Source organism: Streptomyces sp. NPDC005794, from assembly GCF_042871445.1.
Classification (GTDB): domain Bacteria; phylum Actinomycetota; class Actinomycetes; order Streptomycetales; family Streptomycetaceae; genus Streptomyces.
In genome coordinates this window covers 249,681-269,608 of sequence record NZ_JBIAIN010000008.1, presented here as the reverse complement: position 1 = coordinate 269,608, position 19,928 = coordinate 249,681, and the positions used below count along the sequence as shown (strand labels likewise).

17 protein-coding genes and 2 pseudogenes are annotated in these 19,928 nt (G+C 70.9%); 5 read left to right on the top strand and 14 right to left on the bottom strand.

Going from position 1 to position 19,928, the window contains the following annotated elements; translation table 11 throughout:
• Positions 1-27: 27 nt before the first annotated feature.
• From ACFYQ5_RS15770 to ACFYQ5_RS15740, 7 genes are all read right to left on the bottom strand, one after another.
• Positions 28-360, bottom strand: a complete 333-nt coding sequence (locus tag ACFYQ5_RS15770; protein ID WP_389197859.1) for a TcmI family type II polyketide cyclase — start codon at positions 358-360, stop codon at positions 28-30.
• 19 nt (positions 361-379) lie between these two features.
• On the bottom strand, positions 380-859 hold the full coding sequence (locus ACFYQ5_RS15765; RefSeq protein WP_389197858.1) for an SRPBCC family protein: 480 nt from the start codon (positions 857-859) through the stop codon (positions 380-382).
• A gap of 1 nt (position 860) precedes the next feature.
• Positions 861-1,118, bottom strand: a complete 258-nt coding sequence (locus ACFYQ5_RS15760) for an acyl carrier protein (protein WP_389197857.1) — start codon at positions 1,116-1,118, stop codon at positions 861-863.
• Positions 1,119-1,133: 15 nt separating this feature from the next.
• Entirely contained in the window at positions 1,134-2,384 is a 1,251-nt protein-coding gene (locus ACFYQ5_RS15755) for a ketosynthase chain-length factor (protein ID WP_389197856.1), read from the bottom strand.
• On the bottom strand, positions 2,381-3,652 hold the full coding sequence (locus ACFYQ5_RS15750) for a beta-ketoacyl-[acyl-carrier-protein] synthase family protein (protein WP_389197855.1): 1,272 nt from the start codon (positions 3,650-3,652) through the stop codon (positions 2,381-2,383). Before ACFYQ5_RS15750 ends, ACFYQ5_RS15755 begins: the two co-directional genes overlap by 4 nt.
• Entirely contained in the window at positions 3,649-4,092 is a 444-nt protein-coding gene (locus ACFYQ5_RS15745) for a cupin domain-containing protein (RefSeq protein WP_389197854.1), read from the bottom strand. The genes ACFYQ5_RS15750 and ACFYQ5_RS15745 overlap by 4 nt, the downstream gene beginning before the upstream one ends.
• 72 nt (positions 4,093-4,164) lie before the next feature.
• The gene (locus ACFYQ5_RS15740; RefSeq protein ID WP_389197853.1) at positions 4,165-5,283 is read right to left on the bottom strand and encodes a TcmI family type II polyketide cyclase; all 1,119 of its coding nucleotides are present in this window, start codon (positions 5,281-5,283) and stop codon (positions 4,165-4,167) included.
• Positions 5,284-5,554: 271 nt separating this feature from the next.
• Here ACFYQ5_RS15740 and ACFYQ5_RS15735 point away from each other — a divergent pair, with 271 nt between their 5' ends.
• Positions 5,555-7,189: an FAD-dependent oxidoreductase gene (locus ACFYQ5_RS15735; RefSeq protein ID WP_389197852.1), complete on the top strand. Its 1,635-nt coding sequence runs from the start codon at positions 5,555-5,557 to the stop codon at positions 7,187-7,189.
• Positions 7,190-7,233: 44 nt separating this feature from the next.
• Here ACFYQ5_RS15735 and ACFYQ5_RS15730 read toward each other — a convergent pair whose 3' ends face one another.
• Entirely contained in the window at positions 7,234-8,754 is a 1,521-nt protein-coding gene (locus ACFYQ5_RS15730) for an alpha/beta fold hydrolase (RefSeq protein ID WP_389197851.1), read from the bottom strand.
• A gap of 56 nt (positions 8,755-8,810) precedes the next feature.
• Positions 8,811-9,374, bottom strand: coding sequence for a TetR/AcrR family transcriptional regulator (locus ACFYQ5_RS15725; RefSeq protein WP_389197850.1), 564 nt, complete (start codon positions 9,372-9,374; stop codon positions 8,811-8,813).
• Between the two features lie 100 nt (positions 9,375-9,474).
• On the opposite strand from ACFYQ5_RS15725, the gene ACFYQ5_RS15720 reads away from it, so the two are divergent.
• Positions 9,475-9,942, top strand: a complete 468-nt coding sequence (locus ACFYQ5_RS15720) for a DUF1348 family protein (RefSeq protein ID WP_389197849.1) — start codon at positions 9,475-9,477, stop codon at positions 9,940-9,942.
• A 116-nt stretch (positions 9,943-10,058) separates the two neighbouring features.
• Positions 10,059-11,348 carry a phenylacetate--CoA ligase PaaK gene (gene paaK / locus ACFYQ5_RS15715; protein WP_389197848.1) on the top strand — a complete coding sequence of 430 codons (1,290 nt, stop codon included), beginning with the start codon at positions 10,059-10,061 and terminating at the stop codon, positions 11,346-11,348.
• Positions 11,349-11,385: 37 nt separating this feature from the next.
• Here the strand turns inward: paaK and ACFYQ5_RS15710 are convergent, their stop codons facing one another.
• The 4 genes and pseudogenes from ACFYQ5_RS15710 to ACFYQ5_RS15695 all read right to left on the bottom strand — a co-directional run bounded on the left by ACFYQ5_RS15710 (position 11,386) and on the right by ACFYQ5_RS15695 (position 15,429).
• Positions 11,386-12,297 (bottom strand): class F sortase, encoded by a 912-nt coding sequence (locus tag ACFYQ5_RS15710; RefSeq protein ID WP_389197847.1) that lies wholly within the window; start codon positions 12,295-12,297, stop codon positions 11,386-11,388.
• 90 nt (positions 12,298-12,387) lie between these two features.
• Entirely contained in the window at positions 12,388-12,888 is a 501-nt protein-coding gene (locus tag ACFYQ5_RS15705; protein WP_389197846.1) for a sortase, read from the bottom strand.
• A gap of 414 nt (positions 12,889-13,302) precedes the next feature.
• Positions 13,303-13,874, bottom strand: a pseudogene (locus tag ACFYQ5_RS15700) (DNA alkylation repair protein); the annotation flags it as partial.
• A 10-nt stretch (positions 13,875-13,884) separates the two neighbouring features.
• The gene (locus ACFYQ5_RS15695; protein ID WP_389197845.1) at positions 13,885-15,429 is read right to left on the bottom strand and encodes an acyl-CoA synthetase; all 1,545 of its coding nucleotides are present in this window, start codon (positions 15,427-15,429) and stop codon (positions 13,885-13,887) included.
• Between the two features lie 256 nt (positions 15,430-15,685).
• Between ACFYQ5_RS15695 and ACFYQ5_RS15690 the strand changes: the two genes are divergently transcribed.
• Both ACFYQ5_RS15690 and ACFYQ5_RS15685 read left to right on the top strand, forming a co-directional pair.
• Positions 15,686-17,548: a serine hydrolase gene (locus ACFYQ5_RS15690; RefSeq protein WP_389197844.1), complete on the top strand. Its 1,863-nt coding sequence runs from the start codon at positions 15,686-15,688 to the stop codon at positions 17,546-17,548.
• Positions 17,549-17,985: 437 nt separating this feature from the next.
• Positions 17,986-18,108, top strand: a pseudogene (locus ACFYQ5_RS15685) (acetylxylan esterase); the annotation flags it as partial.
• Between the two features lie 125 nt (positions 18,109-18,233).
• Here ACFYQ5_RS15685 and ACFYQ5_RS15680 read toward each other — a convergent pair.
• Positions 18,234-19,808 (bottom strand): phytoene desaturase family protein, encoded by a 1,575-nt coding sequence (locus ACFYQ5_RS15680; protein ID WP_389197843.1) that lies wholly within the window; start codon positions 19,806-19,808, stop codon positions 18,234-18,236.
• Between the last annotated feature and the right edge of the window lie 120 nt (positions 19,809-19,928).

Sequence of the window (19,928 nt, the reverse complement as noted above, 5' to 3'; positions counted from 1 at the left end):
GCCGGACCCGGGGCGACCGTTTGTGTGTCAGGCGGAGCCGTCGCGCTGCCAGCGGTAGAACTGCTGCGCCATCGCGTCCTTCGGACCGCGCCAGGTCTGCGGGTCGTACGGGCTCACGAACGCGGTCAGTTGCTCGCTGACGGCCTTGAACTCCGGGTGCTCCGTCACCTTGGCGATCTCCGGGCCCGGGGGCCGGTCGGATTCGATCAGGTGCAGATACACATCGCCGAACTGGAACAGAGTGCGCCTGTTGACGCCGACGAGGTGGGGCAGTTCGGTGTTGTCGGACGCCTCGAAGAGCTTGGCGATGTCCGGTGCCGATTCAGGCGCCATCCGGGCGACGATCAGTGCGTGGTGCATCCGGCTGCCTTTCCGGGCATCAGTTGGCGGGGACGGAGGCGGTGCGGCGTTCCCGGTCGCGCTGCTCGATCTTGTCGCGGATGAGTTCCAGCTGGACGCGCGAGTTGCGGTTGATGTTGTCGGTCATCCACGCGTCGTCGACCGGTGCGTCGGGGCGCATCGCGAAGTCCTGGCGCCAGTGCATGCGCGTGCCGCCGGGGACCTCCGAGTACTCCCACCGGATGTCCATGTGCTGGAACGGACCGGGCTCGACCCGCCGGGCGCGTACGTTGCGTCCCTGGCGGTCCGTGGTGCGCTCGGAGACCCAGCTCCATACCTTGCCGTTGTCGTCGGGGTGCATGGTGAGGCGGAAGGTCGTCTTCTGCCCCTCGCGCTCGATCACCTCGACGGCCGCGTACTCGCTGAACAGCTGCGGCCAGTTCTCGAGATCGTTCGTCATGTCCCAGACGAGGTCCAGGGGGGCGGCGATGGTGATCTCGTTCTCGGTGTGTCCGGACACGTCAGGCTCCTGTCACGAGGGTGTTGTTCACGAGGTCGATGAACTCGCCGGGCGTCTTGCACCGGTCGGCGTCGACGGGCAGCGGGTGGCCGTACCGGTTCTCGAGCGCGGCCACGATGCCGAGCAGGCCGAGCGAGTCCAGGCCGTACTCGTCGAAGGCCGAGCCGGGGCGGCTCGCCATCTCCGACGGGTCGACCGTGAGGCCGGCGCCGCTCTTCATCAGCGTGGCCAGTTCTTCGTACGTCAGCTGAGCGGTCATGAGGACTACTCCTTCTCACAGCGGGGTGTCGGTGGGGCGGCGCAGTACCAGGGCCGAGTTCGAGCCCATCAGCCCGCGGCTCAGTACGAGCGCCGTGCGCAGTTCGGCGGGGCGCGCTCGGCCGGTGACCACGTCCAGGTCGTGACACACCTCGAAGACGTTGGGCGTCGGCGGGATCAGGCCGTGCTCCATGGCCAGCACCGCGGCAGAGGTGTCGAGCACGGGTGCGCCGCAGTAGGCGCGGCCCGTTCCGGTCTTGGGCGCGGTCACCGGGACGCGCCGTCCGTGCGGGCCGAGGGCATCAGCGATCGCCAGGGCTTCGGCACGGTCCGCCGAGGGCACGCCCAGCGCGTCCGCGAAGACGACGTCGATCTCCTCCGGAGCGCAGTCCGCCTCACGGAGCGCCCCTTCGATCGCCCGGGCCAGTCCCGCGCGGGACTCTTCCCACCGGGCCGCGCCGGTGAAGGTGGCGGCGTGGCCGGCCAGTTCGGCCCGGATGTGTGCGCCGCGGTCGCGGGCCGCCGTCTCCTCCTCGACGACCAGCATCGCGCCGCCCTCGGCCGGCGCGAATCCGCAGGCGTCCGCGGTGAACGGCCGATAGGCGCGGGTGGGTTCGTCGCAGAGGCTGAGGTCGTCGTAGCCGAGCTGGCAGACGACCGAATACGGGGCGAGCGGAGCCTCGGCCGCGCCGACGACAACGGCGTCCGTGCCTCGCCGGATGGAACGCCCGGCGTGCATGAGCGCGTCCAGGCCGCCGGCCTCGTCGCTGGCCACGACGGCGCACGGCCCCTTGAAGCCGCCCCGGATCGAGATCTGGCCGGTGCTGGCCGCGTAGAACCAGGCGATGGACTGGTAGGGGCCGACGAAACGGGAGCCCTCACCCCACAGCCGCTGCAGCTCGCGCTGGCCGAATTCACCGCCACCGGATCCGGCGGCGGTGACCACGCCCACCTTGAAAGGCGCGCCTTCGTAATCCGCGCGTCCGAGCCGCGCGTCGTCCAGGGCGAGATCGGCGGCTGCCATCGCGTAGTGCGTGTATCGGTCGGTCTGGACGAGGAAGCGCTCCTCGATGTACGCGACCGGGTCGAAGTCCCTGACCTCGCCCGCGACCCGCAGCGGGAGGTTCTCGCAGCCCGCGCGGGACACGAGGTCGAGGACGCTGGCACCGTCCTGGGTCTGCTTCCAGAAAGCACTCGCGCCGATCCCGTTGGGGGCGACGACACCGATCCCCGTGATGACGGAGCTGCGGGTTGCCTGGGTGTTCATGGGGTCCTCCCGCCTGATCGGGTCATGGCGACGGCGGACTGGAATCCGCCGAAGCCGCTGCCGACCGAGAGCACGCTGCGCAGCTTGAGGGGCCGTGCGGTGCGGGGTACGTAGTCGAGATCGCACTCGGGGTCCGCGGTCTCGTAGTTGGCCGTCGGCGGCACCGTCTGGTGTTTGAGGGCCAGGACGCACGCGGCGATCTCGATCGCGCCGATGGCGCCGAGGGAGTGGCCGACCATCGACTTGATCGAGCTCATCGGCACCTTGTACGCGTGCGCGCCCAGGGCCCGTTTCACCGCTGCCGTCTCGTGCCGGTCGTTCTGCTTGGTGCCCGAGCCGTGCGCGTTGACGTAGTCGACCTGCGATCCGTCGAGGCGGGCGTGCGCGAGGGCGGTGTTGATGGCCTCGGCCATCTCGAGCCCCTCGGTGGTCAGCCCGGTCATGTGGTAGGCGTTGCCGAAGGTGGCGTAGCCGGATATCTCGCAGTAGACGGTCGCGCCGCGGGCGCGGGCGTGCTCCAGCTCTTCGAGCACGAGGACGGCGCCGCCCTCACCCATGACGAAGCCGTCCCGGCGGGCGTCGAACGGCCGGGAGGCGTGCTCCGGATCGTCGTTGTTCGCCGAGGTCGCCTTGATCGCGTCGAAGCAGGCCACCGTGATGGGGGTGATCGGCGTGTCGGACGCTCCGGCGACACAGATGTCGACCCGGCCCTCCTCGACGGAGTGGAAGGCGTACCCGATCGCGTCGAGGCCTGAGGTGCACCCGGTCGAGACCGTCTGCACGGGCCCGTGTGCGCCGACCTCCTCCGCCACCGCCGAGGCGAGGGTGCTGGGCGCGAACGCCCGCTCCAGGTGGGCGCCCGCCTGCCGGTGGTCGACGTCCCAGCGCGCGCCTCTGTCGCTGACGGCGACGTAGTCGTGCTCCAGGCGGGTGGTGCCGCCGACCGCGGTCCCGAGGGACACCCCCATACGCCAGGGGTCCTCCTTCTCGAGGTCGAGTCCGGCGTCGCCCAGCGCTTCCCTCGCCGCCACCAGGGCGAACTGTATGTACCGGTCCGAGCGGGCGATCAGGTTCGCGTCCAGGCCGTGGGCGACGGGATCGAAGTCGCACTCGGCGGCGATACGCGAACGGAACTGTGCCGGGTCGAACAACGTGATGCCACGGGTCGCGGTACGGCCGTTGGCGAGCAGGTCCCAGAACGCCGGTGCCCCGATGCCACCGGGTGCGACGACGCCGACCCCGGTGACGGCCACGCGCCGCCGCGTCATGAGGCCGCCCCCGTTCGTTCTGGCGGAGCGTAGCCGTCACTGGGGTCCGCGGTTTCCGTGACCTCGGTGTCCACGTGTCCGAGCTCGGGACGCGGGGCGAGCGGGCCGAGGTGGAACACCATGCGCGCTTCCACGTCACCCACGTTGCGGAAGCGGTGTCGCACGTGCGGCGGGATCAGCAGGCCCTGGTCGGGCCGCATCGAGTGCGATTCGCCGTCCAGGTCCACTTCGAGGAGTCCGTCCACGACGTACACGAATTCCTCGGAGTACGGGTGGTAGTGCTCACCGATGCGGTCGCCGGGGGCGACGATGGCCAGCCCCATGAAGCCGCTGGTGGCACCCACCGCCGTGGGTGTGAGCAGGGCGCGCAGGTCGCCTCCGCGCCTGCGGTTGGGCTGAGTCTCGCTGAGGTCCACGATGCGAGGCCGGTGGGTGGTCATGGCTGGTCTCCTCCAGGCACGTTGTGCGGTGTGAAGGCAGCACGGGGTGGGCCCCGTGCTGCCGGTGACGCATCAGGACTCGGCGGCCCGACGGTCGGTGATCAGCTTCATCTCGGCCTGCGCGAGGAAGCGTGCGGCCTCCTGGTCGGTCGTCGGCATGCCGTTCGCACCGCCGTCGAGCAGCCGGCCGAGCGTGGCCGCCTTGCGGTGACCGCCGATGCCCAGTGCTTGCGCGGGCTGCGCGTTGAGCGGGCCGCTCACTTCGAGGAGCCGCACCACGACGTCGTCACGCTGGAAGATCGTGCTGCTCTCGATGGGGCTCGATGCGTCGTTCGCCGCCTCCTCGTCCTGGCCGGCGAGCAGCCGGGCCAGTGCCATGCCGCAGCCTTCCTTGGCCTGGTAGAAGAGTGAGTGCCGCTGGACGTCCTCGGAGGCGTGACGGCCGGCCGTCACATGGTGGACGGTCGGCAGTGCGGCGCGGGTGAAGAACATCCGGGCGGAGTCGGGGTCGCTGAGGTCGCGGTCCTGCTCCAGGTACGGATTGATGGCTTCCTCGACCGCCCTGACCTCGGGCTGACGGGAGACGTGACGCAGGGCTGCCATGAGGTCGCCTTCGACCTCGACCGCTCGCACGACACGGTTCCCGTGCATGAAGAGCGAGGTGCGGCGCAGCCGGGTGTTCTCGTCGACGCGCGCCTGCGGGGAGTCGTAGTCGGCGAGGATCTTCGCGACCATTTCCTCCGTGCCCGGCTTCACCGTGAAGGTGAGTGCGTGACGTACGACGCCGTCGCCCAGCCGAGGGGCGGACTGGAGGCGGCCCTTGGCAGGCTCGGGAGTGTTCTCGAACGCGGCCCCGGTCTCCCGCAGAACGCTGAAGCGAAGGGACCGCGTGTCGCGTACACAGCTGTGCAGCGGTTGCACCGTCGCCACGTGCTCCTCGCTGTTCACCCAGGCGAGGAAGGGCGGGGCACTCTCCCACTCGCTGGTGATCAGCCACTGCGAGGGGTTCTCGATGGACTGGCAGAGCTGGTCGCTGATGTGTCCGGGGATCGAGGCCACCTGGTTGCGCATGTGCTCGTACGCCTCGAGGAACTGGTTCTGGGCGCCGTCGTGCAGGTCCAGCAGCAGTATGACCCGGAGCCTCGAACCGTCGAAGGCGGACTGAGATATCCGTTCCGAGAGGGTTGTCATCTTTCGCTCTCCTTCGAGACGGTGCGGTGGCCACGTCCCGTGGCCTCTCGTCATCCGTCGGTTTCGGTGGAAGCGGTGCAGGTCCCCGCCCGCCGACACGTGACGCCCCCCCGCTTCGCGAGCATCGCTCCCGCGACTGATCGTGGAACGGCGGCAGGAGTGGCGCGAGATTTATGAACCGTTCAGGTGAGGCGTCGGCCGAAGCCCGGCCGAAGCCCTCCTGCGAGGGCATGGACAGTGCATCCGTCACGCGTCCGAGCTGGAGCACCTGATGAACGAGAACGTCGACCTCCGCGTACCGGTCCTCATCGTGGGCGGCTCCCTGGTGGGCCTGTCCACCTCCCTCTTCCTGAGCCGGCTCGGCGTCCGCCACCTGCTGGTGGAGAAACACGGCAGCACCTCGACCCACCCGCGGGGGCGCGGGAACAACGTCCGCACGATGGAGCTGTTCCGGACCGCGGGTGCGGAGCACCTGATCCGGGACGCCGCATCCGTGCTGGCGGACAATCACGGCATCCTCCAGGCCGGGTCGCTCACCGGCGACGACCAGGAGTGGCTGTTCAAGGAGATCGACCCGGGCGGCGGGCTCGCCAGGTTCAGCCCGAGCAGCTGGTGCCTGTGCAGCCAGAACGACCTGGAACCCGTCCTGGTCGCGCATGCCCGGGCGCAGGGCAGCGAGCTGCGGTTCTCCACCGAGCTGCTCACCTTCGAGCAGGACGCGGACGGGGTCACCGCCGTGGTCAAGGACCGGGAGACCGGGGAGCACACCACGGTGCGCGCCGACTATCTCGTCGCGGCCGACGGGCCGCGCAGTCCGGTCAGGGAGCAGCTGGGCATCGGCCAGACGGGTCCGGGGGACCTCTTCCACAACGTGAGCATCACGTTCCGCTCCCGGCGGCTCGCCTCCGTGGTGGGTGAGCGGCGCTTCATCGTCTGTTATCTGACCGATCCGGAGGCGGACGGGGCGCTGCTGCCCGTGGACAACGAGGAGCGGTGGGTGTTCCACGCGCCGTGGCAGCCCGACCGGGGCGAGACACTGGAGGACTTCACCGACGAACGGTGCGCGGAACACATCCGCAGGGCGGTCGGAGCACCGGACCTGGACGTCGAGATCACGGGCAAGGCCCCGTGGCACGCCGCCGAGCGGGTCGCCGAACGGTACGGTTCCGGCCGGGTCTTCCTCGCCGGTGACTCGGCGCACGAGATGTCCCCCACCGGCGCGTTCGGTTCCAACACCGGTATCCAGGACGCGCACAACCTGGCGTGGAAACTGGCTGCCGTGATCGGCGAGGTGGCGGGGCCGGGGCTCCTGGGGACGTACGAGGAGGAACGGCTCCCGGTGGCGAAGGCCACGAGTGCGCGCGCGTCGGCCCGTTCGGGAGAGCACAGCCACCCGGGGTACGCCGGTTCGCCCGGCCCGGGTGGCGGCCGCAAGGGCGGCATGCTCACGGTCGCGCTCGGTTACCGCTATGTGCGGGGCGCCGTCCTGGACGTCGATCCCGGCCTTCCGGTGGTGCCGGAGGGCATGGGCCTGACGGGTGAACCCGGCACGCGGGCGCCGCACATGTGGCTCGGCCGGGACGGCGGGCGCGTGTCGACCCTGGATCTCTACGAGAAGTCGTTCGTGCTGCTGTGTGATGCCCGGCATCCGGACTGGCGCACGGCGGCGGAGCAGGTGGCGAAGCGCCTGTCGGTCCCCTTGCAGGTCTTCGGGATCGGTACCGCTCCGGGCGCGGACCTGACGCCCGAGGGTGGTGCCGACTGGGCCGCCTCCCACGGCACGTCCGCCGAAGGCGCCGTTCTGGTGCGCCCCGACGGATTCGTGGCCTGGCGTTCGGAGAGCGCGGCTGCGGACCCGGAGGCGACGCTGTACGAGGTCATGGTGACTCTGCTCCACCGCGGCTGACGCGGCAGGTACGGCCGGCGGGGCCCGGGCGGCCCCGGGGCCCGTCAGCCGACGCCGAACGACCTGAGGGCGGTGAGGTACGCCTGGGGGTTGTCGGCGTGCACGAGATGGCCCGCGTCGACGGAGGTGAACCGCCCTCCGGGTATCTGCCGCGCCATCCAGGCCAGTTGTTCCTGGTCGACGTGGCTGCGGGCGCCTCCGACGACGAGTACCGGGGCGGTGATCTCGCCCAGGCACTCCCGTGCTGCCGGGTCCGGGGCGTTCAGCTGGGTGTCGATGGACGGGACGACCTGCCAGTCGTGACCGAGCTCTCCCGGCGGCCGCTGGGCCGGCGGACGGGGCGGGTCGAGCGGGAGCAGGGGCGGGGCCTCCTCGATGACGAGTGCCCCGACCAGTGCCGGGTGCCGCTCGGCGAGCAGCAGGGCTGCGGCGCCGCCCACGGAGTGCCCGATCACCGTGGCGCCGGAGAGATTGCGGGCCTCCAGGAAGGCGTGCAGGTCGTCGCGGAAGAATTCGAAGGAGTAGCGGCCCGGCCAGTCGCTGAGGCCGTGGCCCCGGAAGTCGAGTGCGTACACCCGGTGGCGGGCCGCGAGCTGTTCGGCGATGCCTGTCCAGTCCAGGCTGCTCCCGCCCCGTCCGTGGGCGAGGACGACGGCTGGGGCGGACGGGTCACCCCAGGTGCGGTACGCGAGCCGGATCCCGCCCGCCTGCACGCTGCTGACGTCGGGGTCGAGGAACGCGGCGACGGTGCGTACGAAGGCACCGGGATCGTCCAGCCACGGGAAGTGGCCGGCGCCCCGCTGGACGACGAACTCCGCATGGGGGAAGAGCGCGGCGAGTTCCGCGGCGCGGTCGGGGCTGGGTCCGCCGTCGTACTCCCCCGCGAGGACGAGCACGGGTACCGGCAGCGCCCGCAGTGCGGCGATCGTGGCGTCGGTGTCGAGGCCGCTCTCCGGGTAGTAGAGCGAACCGGCCAGGGCGTTCCGCTGCTCAGGGGATGCGGCGGCGTGCGCCTGGGCCGCCGCATCCCAGCGCCCGTAGGTGAACGGCCTGATCCCGGCCCAGGCCTCGGGCGTGGCACGTCCGGCCTGGATCTCCTCCAGCGCGGCCCTGGCCTCGGCGTACCAGGGTTCGTGGGCGCGCATCTCGGCGGCGTCGCGCCGGTCCTGGTCGGTGGCGGGCAGGCCCAGTGTGCCCGTCCCGGATGTGACGAGAGTGAGGGAGCGCAGTCGCTGCGGGTGCTTCGCCCCGTAGAGCGCCGCGAGTTCCCCGGAGGCGGAGTGGCCCAGCACGTCGGCCTGTTCGAGGCCGAGGTGTGCGCGGAGCGCCTCGACGTCGTCGACGAGCCGGTCGATGCGGTACGTCGACGGGTCCTGCGGGACGGCGGAGTCCCCGGTGCCCCGCAGATCGAGCAGCACCAGTTGCCGCACTCGGGACAGACCGCCGAGGTCGCCGAAATAGCGGGCGGCCCGCATGGGGCCGCCGGGCAGGCAGATCAGCGGTTCGCCCTCGCCCACCAGGTGGTAGGCGAGTTCGGTTCCGTCGTACGTGCTGAAGATCGGCATAGCCGCCATCCAAACAGGGCGGGTGGCGTGGTGCGCGTGCGTACGCCCACAGCGAATCAGGTGACGGGGACGGCTGCCAGAAGCTGGGCGGCTGCCCGACCGGCCTGGTGGGCGGGCTCGGGCGTTCCGGACACGGCCGCGGTGACGATCGCGCCTTCGGCGAGCAGTACGTACGCGAGGGCGGACTCCTCCGGTCGTCCCGCGGCCACGACCAGACCGGTGACATAGGCGCGGAAGGCGTCCTTGTGGAGGCGCGCGATGTCGGCGACCGAGGCGTCCACCGCGCCCAGTTCACCGAAGCTGTTGATGAAGGCGCAGCCACGGAAGCCGGGCTCGGAGAACCATGCGTGCAGCCAGTCGAAGACCGCGAGGACCCGGTCCTGCGGTGTTCCCCGGCGAGTGTCCACGTAGGCGGCGAGTTGCGCGCGCCACCGGGCGTCCCGGGCTTCGAGGCAGGCACGGACCAGAGCGGACTTGGAGGGGAAAAGGGCGTACAGGCGCTTGAGCGGGACACCGGACGTGGCGCGGATCTCGTCCATGCCGACGGCCTGGATGCCGCGGGCGTAGAACAGGTCCTCGGCGGCTTCCAGTGCCGCGGTCCGTGCCTGTGCGAGATCCACCGTGATTCCCCTTGCCGCCTTGCGTGAGAACGTACGTTCTCATACAGTACGACGCCTGCGCAGAGAACGCACGTTCTCCCCTTCGACGGAAGAGCCCTCCATGGACGCACAGTCGCTCATCCCGCCCTTCACACAGGAGTCCGCGGTCGCGAAGGTCCGCCGCGCCGAGGACGGCTGGAACACCCGGGACCCGGAGAAGGTCGCGCTCGCCTACACACCTGACTCACGCTGGCGCAACCGCGCCGAGTGGGTGACGGGCAGGGAGGAGATCATCGGCTTCCTGCGGCGTAAGTGGGCCCGGGAGCTCGACTACCGCCTCGTCAAGGAGCTGTGGGCGCACGACGCCGGCCGGATCGCTGTGCGTTTCGCCTACGAGTGGCACGACGACGGAGGCCGCTGGTACCGCTCCTTCGGCAACGAGAACTGGGAGTTCGACAGCAGCGGCCTCATGCGGGTGCGCCACGCGTCGATCAACGACGTCCCGATCGAGGAGTCCGGCCGCCGGCTCCGCTGGCCGCTCGGACGACGGCCGGACCACCATCCCGGACTCACCGAGCTGGACTTCTGACCAGGAGTTGTCCACAGGCGACACCTCGGCCCTTGCCAGAACCCCCCACCTCCTGAATTACTGCTCCCAGGAGGCGACCGAATGGTCGGTCGTCGGTCGGCGAGGGGATGATCCGTATGACCGCGCTGCTTGACGCCGGCGAGCGGCTCGGCCGCGACGAGCTCGAAGCCCTGCAGCTGGAGCGCCTCCGGGCCACACTGCGGCACGCCTACGAGAACGTCGGGTTCTACCGTGCGGCCTTCGAAGAGGCGGGGCTGCGCCCCGAGGACTGCCGTACGCTCGCAGACCTCTCCCGCTTCCCGTTCACCGTCAAGGCCGATCTGCGCGCCAACTACCCGTTCGGGATGTTCGCCGTTCCTGAGGACCGGGTGCGGAGGATCCACGCGTCCAGCGGCACGACCGGCCGGCCCACGGTGGTCGGGTACACCGAGCATGACCTGGACACCTGGGCCGACGTGGTCGCCCGGTCGATCAGGGCGGCGGGCGGGCGCCCGGGCCACAAGGCCCATGTGGCCTATGGGTACGGCCTGTTCACCGGAGGGCTCGGAGCCCATTACGGGGCGGAGCGCCTCGGCTGCACCGTCATTCCGGCGTCCGGTGGCATGACCGCGCGCCAGGTGCAGCTGATCCAGGACTTCCGGCCCGAGATCATCATGATCACGCCTTCGTACATGCTGACCCTGCTGGACGAATTCGAGCGCCAGGGAGTCGACCCCCGGTCGACGTCGCTGAAGATCGGCATCTTCGGCGCCGAGCCGTGGACGGAGCGGATGCGCGACGAGATCGAGGAACGGTTCTCCATCGACGCCGTCGACATATACGGGTTGTCGGAGGTGATGGGCCCGGGTGTGGCGCAGGAGTGCGTCGAGACGAAGGACGGGCTGCACATCTGGGAGGACCACTTCTATCCGGAGGTCGTCGACCCGTTCACCGGTGAGGTCCTTCCGGACGGGGAGGAGGGCGAACTGGTCTTCACCTCGCTCACCAAGGAGGCCATGCCGGTGATCCGCTACCGGACCCGGGATCTGACGCGGCTGCTGCCTGGGACGGCGCGCGTCTTCCGCCGCATGGAGAAGGTCACCGGGCGCAGTGACGACATGGTGATCCTGCGCGGGGTGAATCTCTTTCCCACGCAGATCGAGGAGATCGTCCTGCGGACCCCGGGGGTGGCCCCGCACTTCCAGTTGCGGCTGACCCGGCAGGGGCGGCTGGACGCGCTGACCGTACGGGCGGAGGCACGGGCCGGTGCGACGGCGGCCGAGCGGGAGGCGGCCGTCCTGTCGATCGCGGCGGCCGTGAAGGACGGGGTCGGCGTGAGCGTCGGGGTCGAGATCGTCGACCCGGAGACACTGGAACGGTCGGTGGGCAAGATCAAGCGGATCGTCGACCTGAGGGGGGCCGGCTGAGGAGCCCCGCTCAGGGGCATCGCGCGGCCCGACACGTTCAACGCGTGGCGGTCATGGCTGCGAAGACCACGACGTTGTCCTGGTAACCCGTTGTCTTGTTGTAGCCGCCCCCGCAGGTGATCACTCGCAGTTCAGGTCTGGCGGAGGGACCGTAGACCTTGGCGTCCGGGAAGTTCTTCTTGCTGTGGACCTCGACGGCGTAGACCGTGAACACGGCGGTGCTCCGGTCGGCACGGACGATCTCGACGGTGGCGCCCTTGCGTACGGACCCCAACGCGTGGAAGACACCGGGCCCGACGCGGGTGTCCACATGCCCGGTCGTGACAGCGGTGCCGACAGAACCCGGCACCGTTCCACCGGCGTACCAGCCGGTGAGGACGGGGTTGTTGTCGGGCGGAGGCTCCAGAGCCCCCGCCGCGTTCAGGGCGAGCTTCATCAGGGGCGCGTCCACCCGGAGGACCGGGATCCGCAGCCGCAGCGGAGTCGAGGGCGGGAGCGGCTGTACGGCGGGGCGCGGGACCGCGGAGCCGCGGCTGGGTGCCGGACTCGCGGGGACCGGACCGGTCGCGGTGTGACCGGGCGGGCTTGCCGGCACGGAGCCGGCCGGCACGGGGGCCATGGAGGCCGGCCGGACGAACGGCCAGGGCAGCAGCGCCGGTGGCACGGAGGGGCGGCGCATGGAGGAAGGCGGTTCGAGGGCTGGACGTTCCAGGGCCAGGTGGGCGGGAGCCTGCAAGGGTCTCGTCGGGTGGGCGGTGGCCCCCGCGGGAGCCGGAGCGGTGGGCGGCGCGGGGTCGGCAGCGGCGGTTCCGGCAGCCGGTGGCTGTGGTGGCCGGTCGTCACGCATTCCGCTGACCACCAGCGCCGTACCTGCCACCAGGGCCCAGACGAGGTGCTTGACCGCCGGGAACGACTGGGGGGCCGTGCCGGCCGTGCGCCCGGTTTCCATCGTGTGTACCTCTGCTTCGCAGCGGGTGGGGTGGGGCGTCCACGGGTCCGGACGAGGTGGCGTCCGGGCCCGCGGACGTGGACCGTACGGTCAGGAGTGGGCTGCTGCGGCCCGGCGGCGCATCCTGACCACTCCGCCGGCCACCGCTGCGGCGAGCAGCGCACTGCCCGCGGCAAGCTGTGTGCCCTGGTCCCTGGGCGCACCGAAGCCGGCGTCGATCCCGCCGGTGGGGGCGCGGTCGACGATCCGGTACGTGTCCGTGATCTTGATGCGCGGCGGGCACTTCACGGTGACGGTGTCCGTGCCGGGGCGGGCCCCCTTCGGGATGTCGAACACGCCGACGAGTACGCCCTTGCGGTCGCCCTCGAACAGGTGGAAGGCCCCTCCCACCTCCGACGTGCCCTTTCCGTAGGTCTCCTTGCCGCAGGCTCTGGTGCTGACGGTGACCTGTGAGCCCGGCGAGGCCGCCGCCGGGCTGATGCGAATGGTCTGTTCACCGGCGGGGCCGGACGCCGCTCTTGCGGCAGGAGCCACAAGTGCGAGAGAACCTACGGCCAGACAGATACCCGCACCGACGCGTGTGTTGCGCATGAGGATCCTCCAACGGGAGCAGGGTCCGGCCGGTCGGCGCGGCGCCTCTGCTGTGCTCCGCTCTTGAGGCAACCGACAGCCCGTCGCCTGCGCAACAGGAGGCGCCGTCCCGCACGTCACCCGGCCGGGCTCGGGATTCCTGGGACGAACGATCGTTTACGCAGGTCACCCGAGCCGGCGGAAGTACTGAGGAGGGATCATGCACAGGACGGCGAACGGGCTAAGACGCCGACTCCGCTGCTGTGGGTGACTCTGCGGGGAGGCGAGAGCGCGCCGACGATGTGCGCCGGGCGCCGCGGGGAAAGATCGGCCGTCGTCCTGGGCACGGACCGGCACCTCGAGCGCCACACGCCGTAGCGGCACACTCGTCCGGCGCTCGGCCGCCCCGGGCCGGGGCCGGGGCGCTGCCTCCGGTCAAGCCACCGTCTCGTCGTGCTGTCGGCGTACCATCTCGGTGATCCAGACGGGCGCGAACGGAGACGTGCAGCCTGGGGACGTCGGGTAGTCCTTGAGCACCTCCAGGCGCTCACCGATGTCCATCGCACAGGCGCGGTGCTCGGCGTGTTCGATCCCGATCTGCGCCAAGCAGTGGTTCATCGCCCACTGCAGCCGATCCGGGGCGCCCTTCATCTGCATCTCGATGGCGTCGAGCAGTCCTGCGAGGTCGAGGCCCTCGGGCTTCTTCGTCACGCGTTCGGTGGTCAGCGCCGCCCAGCCGGCACTCGCGACCGCTGGGTCCGGATCGGTGAACCAGGCCAGGCGCAGCTCTTCGGAGTGCGGGTTCTTCTTCACCACGTAGTTCACGAGCCAGTCCTGCACCTTGGGTGTGCGCTCCTGGCGCACCATGGCGTCCAGCTCGTCACGCCCGAACGCCTTCGGGCGGCAGATCAGGATGCCCAGCAGTCTCGCCGCGGTGTCCTCCGTTCCCAGAGCCGGCACGCAAGTTCCTGCTGTGTCTTCAGCCGCTTCGCGAGCGCGCGTAGCTTTGGATTCCGTTCATGGCCTCGGTGAAACCGGCGGCGGGGCCGTTGCGGCCTCCGGTTCGGAGAACCGGTCCCGCAGCTCCCTCTTGAGAATCTTGCCGCTTGCGTTGCGTGGGAGCTCACCGACGAACAGGACCCTCTTCGGGGCCTTGAAGTGGGCGAGTTTCCCGCGGGCGTGCTCGATGAGTTCGGATTCCGAGGCCTCACCCCGGAGCACCACGACCGCGGTGACGGCTTCGATCCAGCGCGCGTCGGGCAGCCCCACCACGGCCACCTCGGCCACCTCGGGATGAGTGTAGAGGGCATCCTCCACCTGCCGTGAGGCGACGAGCACGCCTCCCGAGTTGATGACGTCCTTCACGCGGTCGACGACCGTGAAGTAACCCTCCGGGTCGCGTACGGCAAGGTCGCCGGAGTGGAACCAGCCCTCACGGAAGGCCTCCGCACTCTCCTCCGGCTTGTCCCAGTAGCCCTGGCACAGCTGAGGGGAGCGGTAGACCACTTCGCCCGCCGTGCCGTCGGGCATCTCCTTGCCGTGCTCGTCGACCACCTTCGCCTCGACGAAGAGCACGGGCCGCCCGCAGGATTCCATCCGCCCTTCGTGCTCTCCGGGGCCGAGGACGGTGGCGAGGGGCCCGATCTCGCTCTGGCCGAAGCAGTTGTAGAACGCCAGGTCCGGCAGCCGCTCACGCAGTCGTTCCAGGACGGGCACGGGCATGATCGACGCGCCGTAGTACGCCTTGCGCAGGGCCCCGAGCTCGCGGGTGGCGAACTCCGGATGGTTGGCGAGTCCGATCCAGACGGTCGGCGGCGCGAAGAAGCTGTCCGCCTGACCCGCCTCGACCAGGTCGAGGATCAGGCCGGCGTCCGGGGCGTCGAGGATGGTGTTCTCGGCTCCCACCGCGAGGTACGGCAGCAGGAACACGTGCATCTGTGCGGAGTGGTACAGGGGCAGCGAGTGCACCGGACGGTCGGTGGCGCGCAGGTCGAGTGCGGTGACGGCGCTGACGTACTCGTGGACCAGCGCCCCGTGCGTCATCATCGCGCCCTTGGGCTGGGCTGTGGTGCCGGAGGTGTAGAGCAGTTGGGCCAGGTCGCCGGCGCCGGGCTCACGTACGGGGGTGAAGGGGCGCGGGGTGTCCAGCTCGCCGAGGAGGGAGTCCGGCGCGTCGCGCAGCGGCCGTACGTCGTGCCCGGCCGGGACGCGTGACGCGAGCCCCGGGTCGGTGAGAACGAGTGCGCTGCCGGACTGTCGGAGGATGTATGCCAGGTCCTCGCCGGTGAGGTTCTGATTGACCGGCACATGGACCAGTCCGGCCCTGGCGCAGGCCAGGAAGGCGATCAGGTACGCGTCCGAGTTGTGGGCGTAGGACGCCACCCGGTCACCGGGGCGCAGCCCGTGTGCGGCGGTCAGCACGGAGGCTGCCGTGCTGACCGCCTCGTCCAGGGCGGCGTAGGTCCAGGACCGCTCGGCGTAGCGTACGGCGGTGCGCCCGGGGGTGCGCCGTGCGCTGCGCGTCAGTACGCCGTCTACTGTGCTGCTGCGTACACCTGTCATGGCGTGATCCTGAGTGGCGGGCCGCCGGGGGTCAAGGGTCCGGCACACCCGTGTCGGCCCGGCCCATCCCCATGGCCGGGTCGGGCAGGACCCCGTCAATCACCTGACGTCACGTCAGGTTCTCTGCCCATGAGAGACCCCCACGGGTGGCCACGGTGACAGTAATCTCTGCTTCGGCAGGAAGTTTCATCACCGCGCGCATTGTCGAAAGTTACTTTCGGTCGGGTGTTCTCGACATGAGGGGAAGGGATTCCGGATGGGCGGAAACGTGTCGGGGCGGGGAATGAGCCGCCGGAGGGTGGGCGGCGGGATACTGGCACTGGGCGGAGCGTTCGCCCTCGCTCCGATTCCCTTCGCGGGGTCGGCGGGAGCGGCGGCCGGCGCCGAGCGGGGCGCGGGGCCGCTGGGAGGCGAGGCACCGGGAACCGGGACGGGTATGGGATCAGGGCGGGGCGGAACGACATTGCGCCGTGGGCCGGCCGCGCGTGCCGGGCTGCTGCCGGACCAGCTCGACCTGCTCGTCGCCGATGCCGAGAAGTACCTCACAGACTCCCCCGCGCACCCCTGGTACGCGGGTGCGGTCCTGCTCGCCGGCCGGGGCGGCACCGTGGCCCTGCACCGGCCGATCGGCCGGGCGGTGCGTTACGCGGCGTACGACGAGACGACCGACACCGGGGTGGAGTTCCCGCCGGACCAGCAGATCGCGATGGCGGAGGACACGGTCTTCGACCTGGCTTCGGTGTCCAAGCTGTTCACCTCGATCCTCGCCGTGCAGCAGATCGAGCGGGGCGCGCTGGAACTCGAGGCGGCGGCCGCGTCCTATCTCCCCGATTTCGCCGGCGGCGGCAAGCAGGACATCACGGTCCGACAGCTGCTGACGCACACCTCGGGCTTCCGGGCCTGGATCCCGCTCTACGAGGAGCCGACCCGCGAGGGGAAGCTGCGCCTGCTCTGGGACGAGGTGCCGGCCTCGTCCCCCGGCACGGAGTACCTCTACTCCGACCTCAATCTGATCTCGCTGCAGCTGATCCTGGAGAAGATCACCGGCCGCACCCAGGATGCCCTGCTCCGCGAGGAGATCACCGCTCCGCTCGGCATGCACCGCACCCGGTACAACCCGCCCGCCTCCTGGAAGCCGAAGATCGCGGCCACCGAGGACGCCCGGCTGCCCTGGTCAGGGCTGGACCGCGGGCTGGTCTGGGGCGAGGTCCATGACGAGAACGCGTACAGCCTCGGCGGGGTCGCCGGACATGCCGGCGTCTTCTCGTGCGCCTGGGATCTGGCCGTGCTGGCCCGCACGTTGCTCAACGGCGGGATCTACGGCCGATCCCGGATCCTGTCCCAGGAGTCCGTGGAGCTGCTGTTCACCGACTTCAACACCGCGTTCCCCGGCGATGAGCACGGCCTCGGGTTCGAGCTCTACCAGCACTGGTACATGGGGGCGATGGCCACTCCGCGCACGGCGGGACACACGGGTTTCACCGGCACGAGCCTGGTCCTCGACCCGACGACGGACTCTTTCCTGATCGTCCTGGGCAACTCCGTCCACCCGGTACGCACCTGGCGTTCGGGCAGTGCCCCGCGGGTCGCCACGGCCAACCGGATGGCGCGCGCGGTGCCCGTACGCCCGGCCCGGGGCCGTACCGCCTGGTTCTCAGGCATGGCGAGCGCCGCGGCCACGACACTGGCGCTGCCCGCGCTGCGCCCTGTCTCCTCACATCCGGTGCTGGGGTGCGCCGTGTGGTGGGACACCGAGCCGGCTTCGGACGCCCTCCGTCTGGAAGCCTCGTCGGACTCCGGGGCGACATGGCAGCCGGTGCCGTTCACGACCGTACCGGCCCAGGGGGACGGCCCCCGGGAATCCCGGCCGCATCCGGACGGTTCGGTCTCCGGCTGGTCGGGGCGCGTCTGGCACCGGCTGGAGGCGGACCTCTCGGCCTGGCGGGGCACGGAGCTGCGAATCCGCTGGCGGTACGTCACCGACCAGTCGTACGTCGGGCGTGGGGTCTACGTGGACGACGTCCGGGTCGAGGACGGCGGCCGGGCGCTCTTCGACGGGAACAGGCCCGGCGACGCCGCACGCTTCGAGGCGGCGGGGTGGACCGTTTCCTCCGGCTGAGTGTGGCCGGCCGGCTGGATCACCAGCATGAACGGACCCGGTCCAGATCAGGAACAAGCCGGGCGAGGCGTTCGCCGCCACGCGGAGCGGGGTGAACCGGATCCGGGAGGTCCCGCGCCGGCGCGAGGCGCCGGAGACCGCCGTGTCCACCGCGCGGCTGAATCTGTCGTCCCCGTGGAGCTGAAGAGCGCGGGCCCCCGGAGGGGTCCGCGCGCCTTCGTTCCTCGGTGCCGTCCGGGGTGTCCGTCAGCCTGGCATCGGCGGCTTCGCCCTCTCCGTACGGGTGAGCGCCACGGTGGACGTCAAGGAGTAGCCGCCCCGGCCCTCCTGGAACAGGCGGAGTCTCTCCGGCGCGAGCGTCGGAACGGCGAGTTCGGCAGGAAGCCGTGCGCGCGGTCGACGGGCTGTCCGGGCACCGCTTGCGGATCGAGGAGTCGATGGAGACCCTCTCCTACGCCGACGGGGTCGACTTTACGGGCAGGGCGACAGTCCCCGCGTGGCTCTCGGTGGGGCTGATGAACCGGATCTGCCCGTCGCCGACGCTGTTCGCGGCGTACCACGCGTACGCGGGCCACGAAGAGCTGACGGTGTTCCCGTCCAACGGCCACGAGGGGCGGCGCGGAGTACGGCCTGCCGCGCAAGGCCGGGGCGCCGCACGGAGTGTTCGGCCGGCCGGGGACGGCGGTCACCGGCCCAGCGCCGCCAAGGCGGCGTTGTGGCCGGGCACCCCGCTGACTCCGCCTCCGCGCACCGCGCCCGCCCCGCACAGCAGGACGTTGGCACGGTCGGTCTCCACGCCCCAGCGGCCCGTCTCCTCGGTGGCGTACGGGAACGAGAGGTCCTGGTGGAAGATGTGGCCGCCGGGGAGCCTCAGGTCGCGCTCCAGGTCGAGGGGTGTCTTCGCCTCGATGCACGGCCTGCCGTCGGCGTCGAGGGCCAGGCATTCGGCGATCGGCTCCTCGAGATGGGCGTCGAGTTCGGCCAGGGTCGCTTCGAGCAGGGTGGCGCGCGTCGCCTCGTTGTCCGCCGTGAACAGCCGGGCGGGAGTGTGCAGACCGAACAGGGTGAGGGTCTGGTAGCCACGGGCGGCGAGGCCGGGTCCGAGGATCGACGGGTCGGTCAGCGAGTGGCAGTAGATCTCGGACGGCGGGGCGCCGGGCAGGCGTCCGGCCGCCGCCTCCCGGTAGGCGGTGGCCAGTTGCTCGTACCCCTCGGCGATGTGGAACGTGCCGGCGAACGCCCGGCGCGGGTCGACGGAGTGGTCGCGCAGTCCGGGCAGCCGGGTGAGCAGCATGTTCACCTTCAGCTGAGCTCCCTCGGGCGGTACGGGCGGGTCCTCGCCGAGGAGTGCGGCCAGTGCCTGCGGCGAGGCGTTGACCAGGACCCGGCGCGCGCCGATGACGTGTTCCCCGTCGGGTGAGCGGACCGTCACCTCGGCGTGGGTGCCGTCGGTCTCGATACGGGTCGCTTCATGCAGCACGCGGATCTCGGCACCCGCCGCCCGGGCCGCGCCGGCGAGGGCGTCGGTGAGCGCGCCCATGCCGCCGACCGGGACGTCCCAGTCCCCCGTGGAATTGCCGATCACGTGGTAGAGGAAGCAACGGTTCTGGAGCAGGGACGGGTCGTGGGCATCGGCGAAGGTGCCGATCAACGCGTCGGTGAGCACGACACCGCGGACGAGGCCGTCGGCGAAGTTCTCCTCGACGGCGACGCCGATGGGCTCCTCGAACAGCATGCGCCAGGCGTCCGCGTCGTCGACGCGCGCCCGCAGGTCGTCGCGGGCCGGCAGGGGTTCGGTGAGGGTCGGGAACACCCGCTCGGCGACCCGGCCCGTCATCCCGTAGAAGCGCTGCCAGGCCTCGAACTCCCGGTCGTCGCCCGTGAGCGCGGCGAAGGACTCCCGGGTGCCCTCACCCCCGACGAGCAGCCCGGTGGGCCGGCCGCCGCGCACCGCCGGGGTGTACGAGGAGACGGTGCGCTTGCGTACGGCGAAGTCGAGGCCGAGCTCGCGGACGATCTTCTGCGGGAGGAGCGAGACGAGGTAGGAGTATCGGGAGAGCCGGGCGTCGATCCCTTCGAAGGGGCGGGTCGACACGGCCGCTCCCCCGGTGCTGCCGAGACGTTCCAGGACGAGTACGGACTGTCCGGCGCGGGCGAGGTAGGCGGCGGCGACCAGGCCGTTGTGGCCTCCGCCGACGACCACCGCGTCGTAGGCGGCGTGCGCGGGGGTGCCGGGTGAGGACGTCTCGTCTGCGGGCATGACCCTTCGTAACACGCGCTGATCGTCCCTGGCCAGAGGCGCGGGCCGTGGCGGACGGCGCCCCGGGCGTACCGAAAACCTGTGGGCGGCCCGGTCCCGGCTGTGGCAGAGTGCTCGCCC

Excerpts from the sequence above, each read along its gene's own strand:
- paaK (WP_389197848.1), top strand. The coding sequence starts at position 10,059 with ATGACCGCGCTGCTTGACGCCGGCGAGCGGCTCGGCCGCGACGAGCTC.
- ACFYQ5_RS15735 (WP_389197852.1), top strand. The coding sequence starts at position 5,555 with ATGAACGAGAACGTCGACCTCCGCGTACCGGTCCTCATCGTGGGCGGC.
- ACFYQ5_RS15710 (WP_389197847.1), bottom strand. The coding sequence starts at position 12,297 with ATGGAAACCGGGCGCACGGCCGGCACGGCCCCCCAGTCGTTCCCGGCG.
- ACFYQ5_RS15750 (WP_389197855.1), bottom strand. The coding sequence starts at position 3,652 with ATGACGCGGCGGCGCGTGGCCGTCACCGGGGTCGGCGTCGTCGCACCC.
- ACFYQ5_RS15720 (WP_389197849.1), top strand. The coding sequence starts at position 9,475 with ATGGACGCACAGTCGCTCATCCCGCCCTTCACACAGGAGTCCGCGGTC.
- ACFYQ5_RS15770 (WP_389197859.1), bottom strand. The coding sequence starts at position 360 with ATGCACCACGCACTGATCGTCGCCCGGATGGCGCCTGAATCGGCACCG.
- ACFYQ5_RS15760 (WP_389197857.1), bottom strand. The coding sequence starts at position 1,118 with ATGACCGCTCAGCTGACGTACGAAGAACTGGCCACGCTGATGAAGAGC.
- ACFYQ5_RS15755 (WP_389197856.1), bottom strand. The coding sequence starts at position 2,384 with ATGAACACCCAGGCAACCCGCAGCTCCGTCATCACGGGGATCGGTGTC.
- ACFYQ5_RS15695 (WP_389197845.1), bottom strand. The coding sequence starts at position 15,429 with ATGACAGGTGTACGCAGCAGCACAGTAGACGGCGTACTGACGCGCAGC.
- ACFYQ5_RS15705 (WP_389197846.1), bottom strand. The coding sequence starts at position 12,888 with ATGCGCAACACACGCGTCGGTGCGGGTATCTGTCTGGCCGTAGGTTCT.
- ACFYQ5_RS15745 (WP_389197854.1), bottom strand. The coding sequence starts at position 4,092 with ATGACCACCCACCGGCCTCGCATCGTGGACCTCAGCGAGACTCAGCCC.
- ACFYQ5_RS15730 (WP_389197851.1), bottom strand. The coding sequence starts at position 8,754 with ATGCCGATCTTCAGCACGTACGACGGAACCGAACTCGCCTACCACCTG.
- ACFYQ5_RS15740 (WP_389197853.1), bottom strand. The coding sequence starts at position 5,283 with ATGACAACCCTCTCGGAACGGATATCTCAGTCCGCCTTCGACGGTTCG.
- ACFYQ5_RS15690 (WP_389197844.1), top strand. The coding sequence starts at position 15,686 with ATGGGCGGAAACGTGTCGGGGCGGGGAATGAGCCGCCGGAGGGTGGGC.
- ACFYQ5_RS15680 (WP_389197843.1), bottom strand. The coding sequence starts at position 19,808 with ATGCCCGCAGACGAGACGTCCTCACCCGGCACCCCCGCGCACGCCGCC.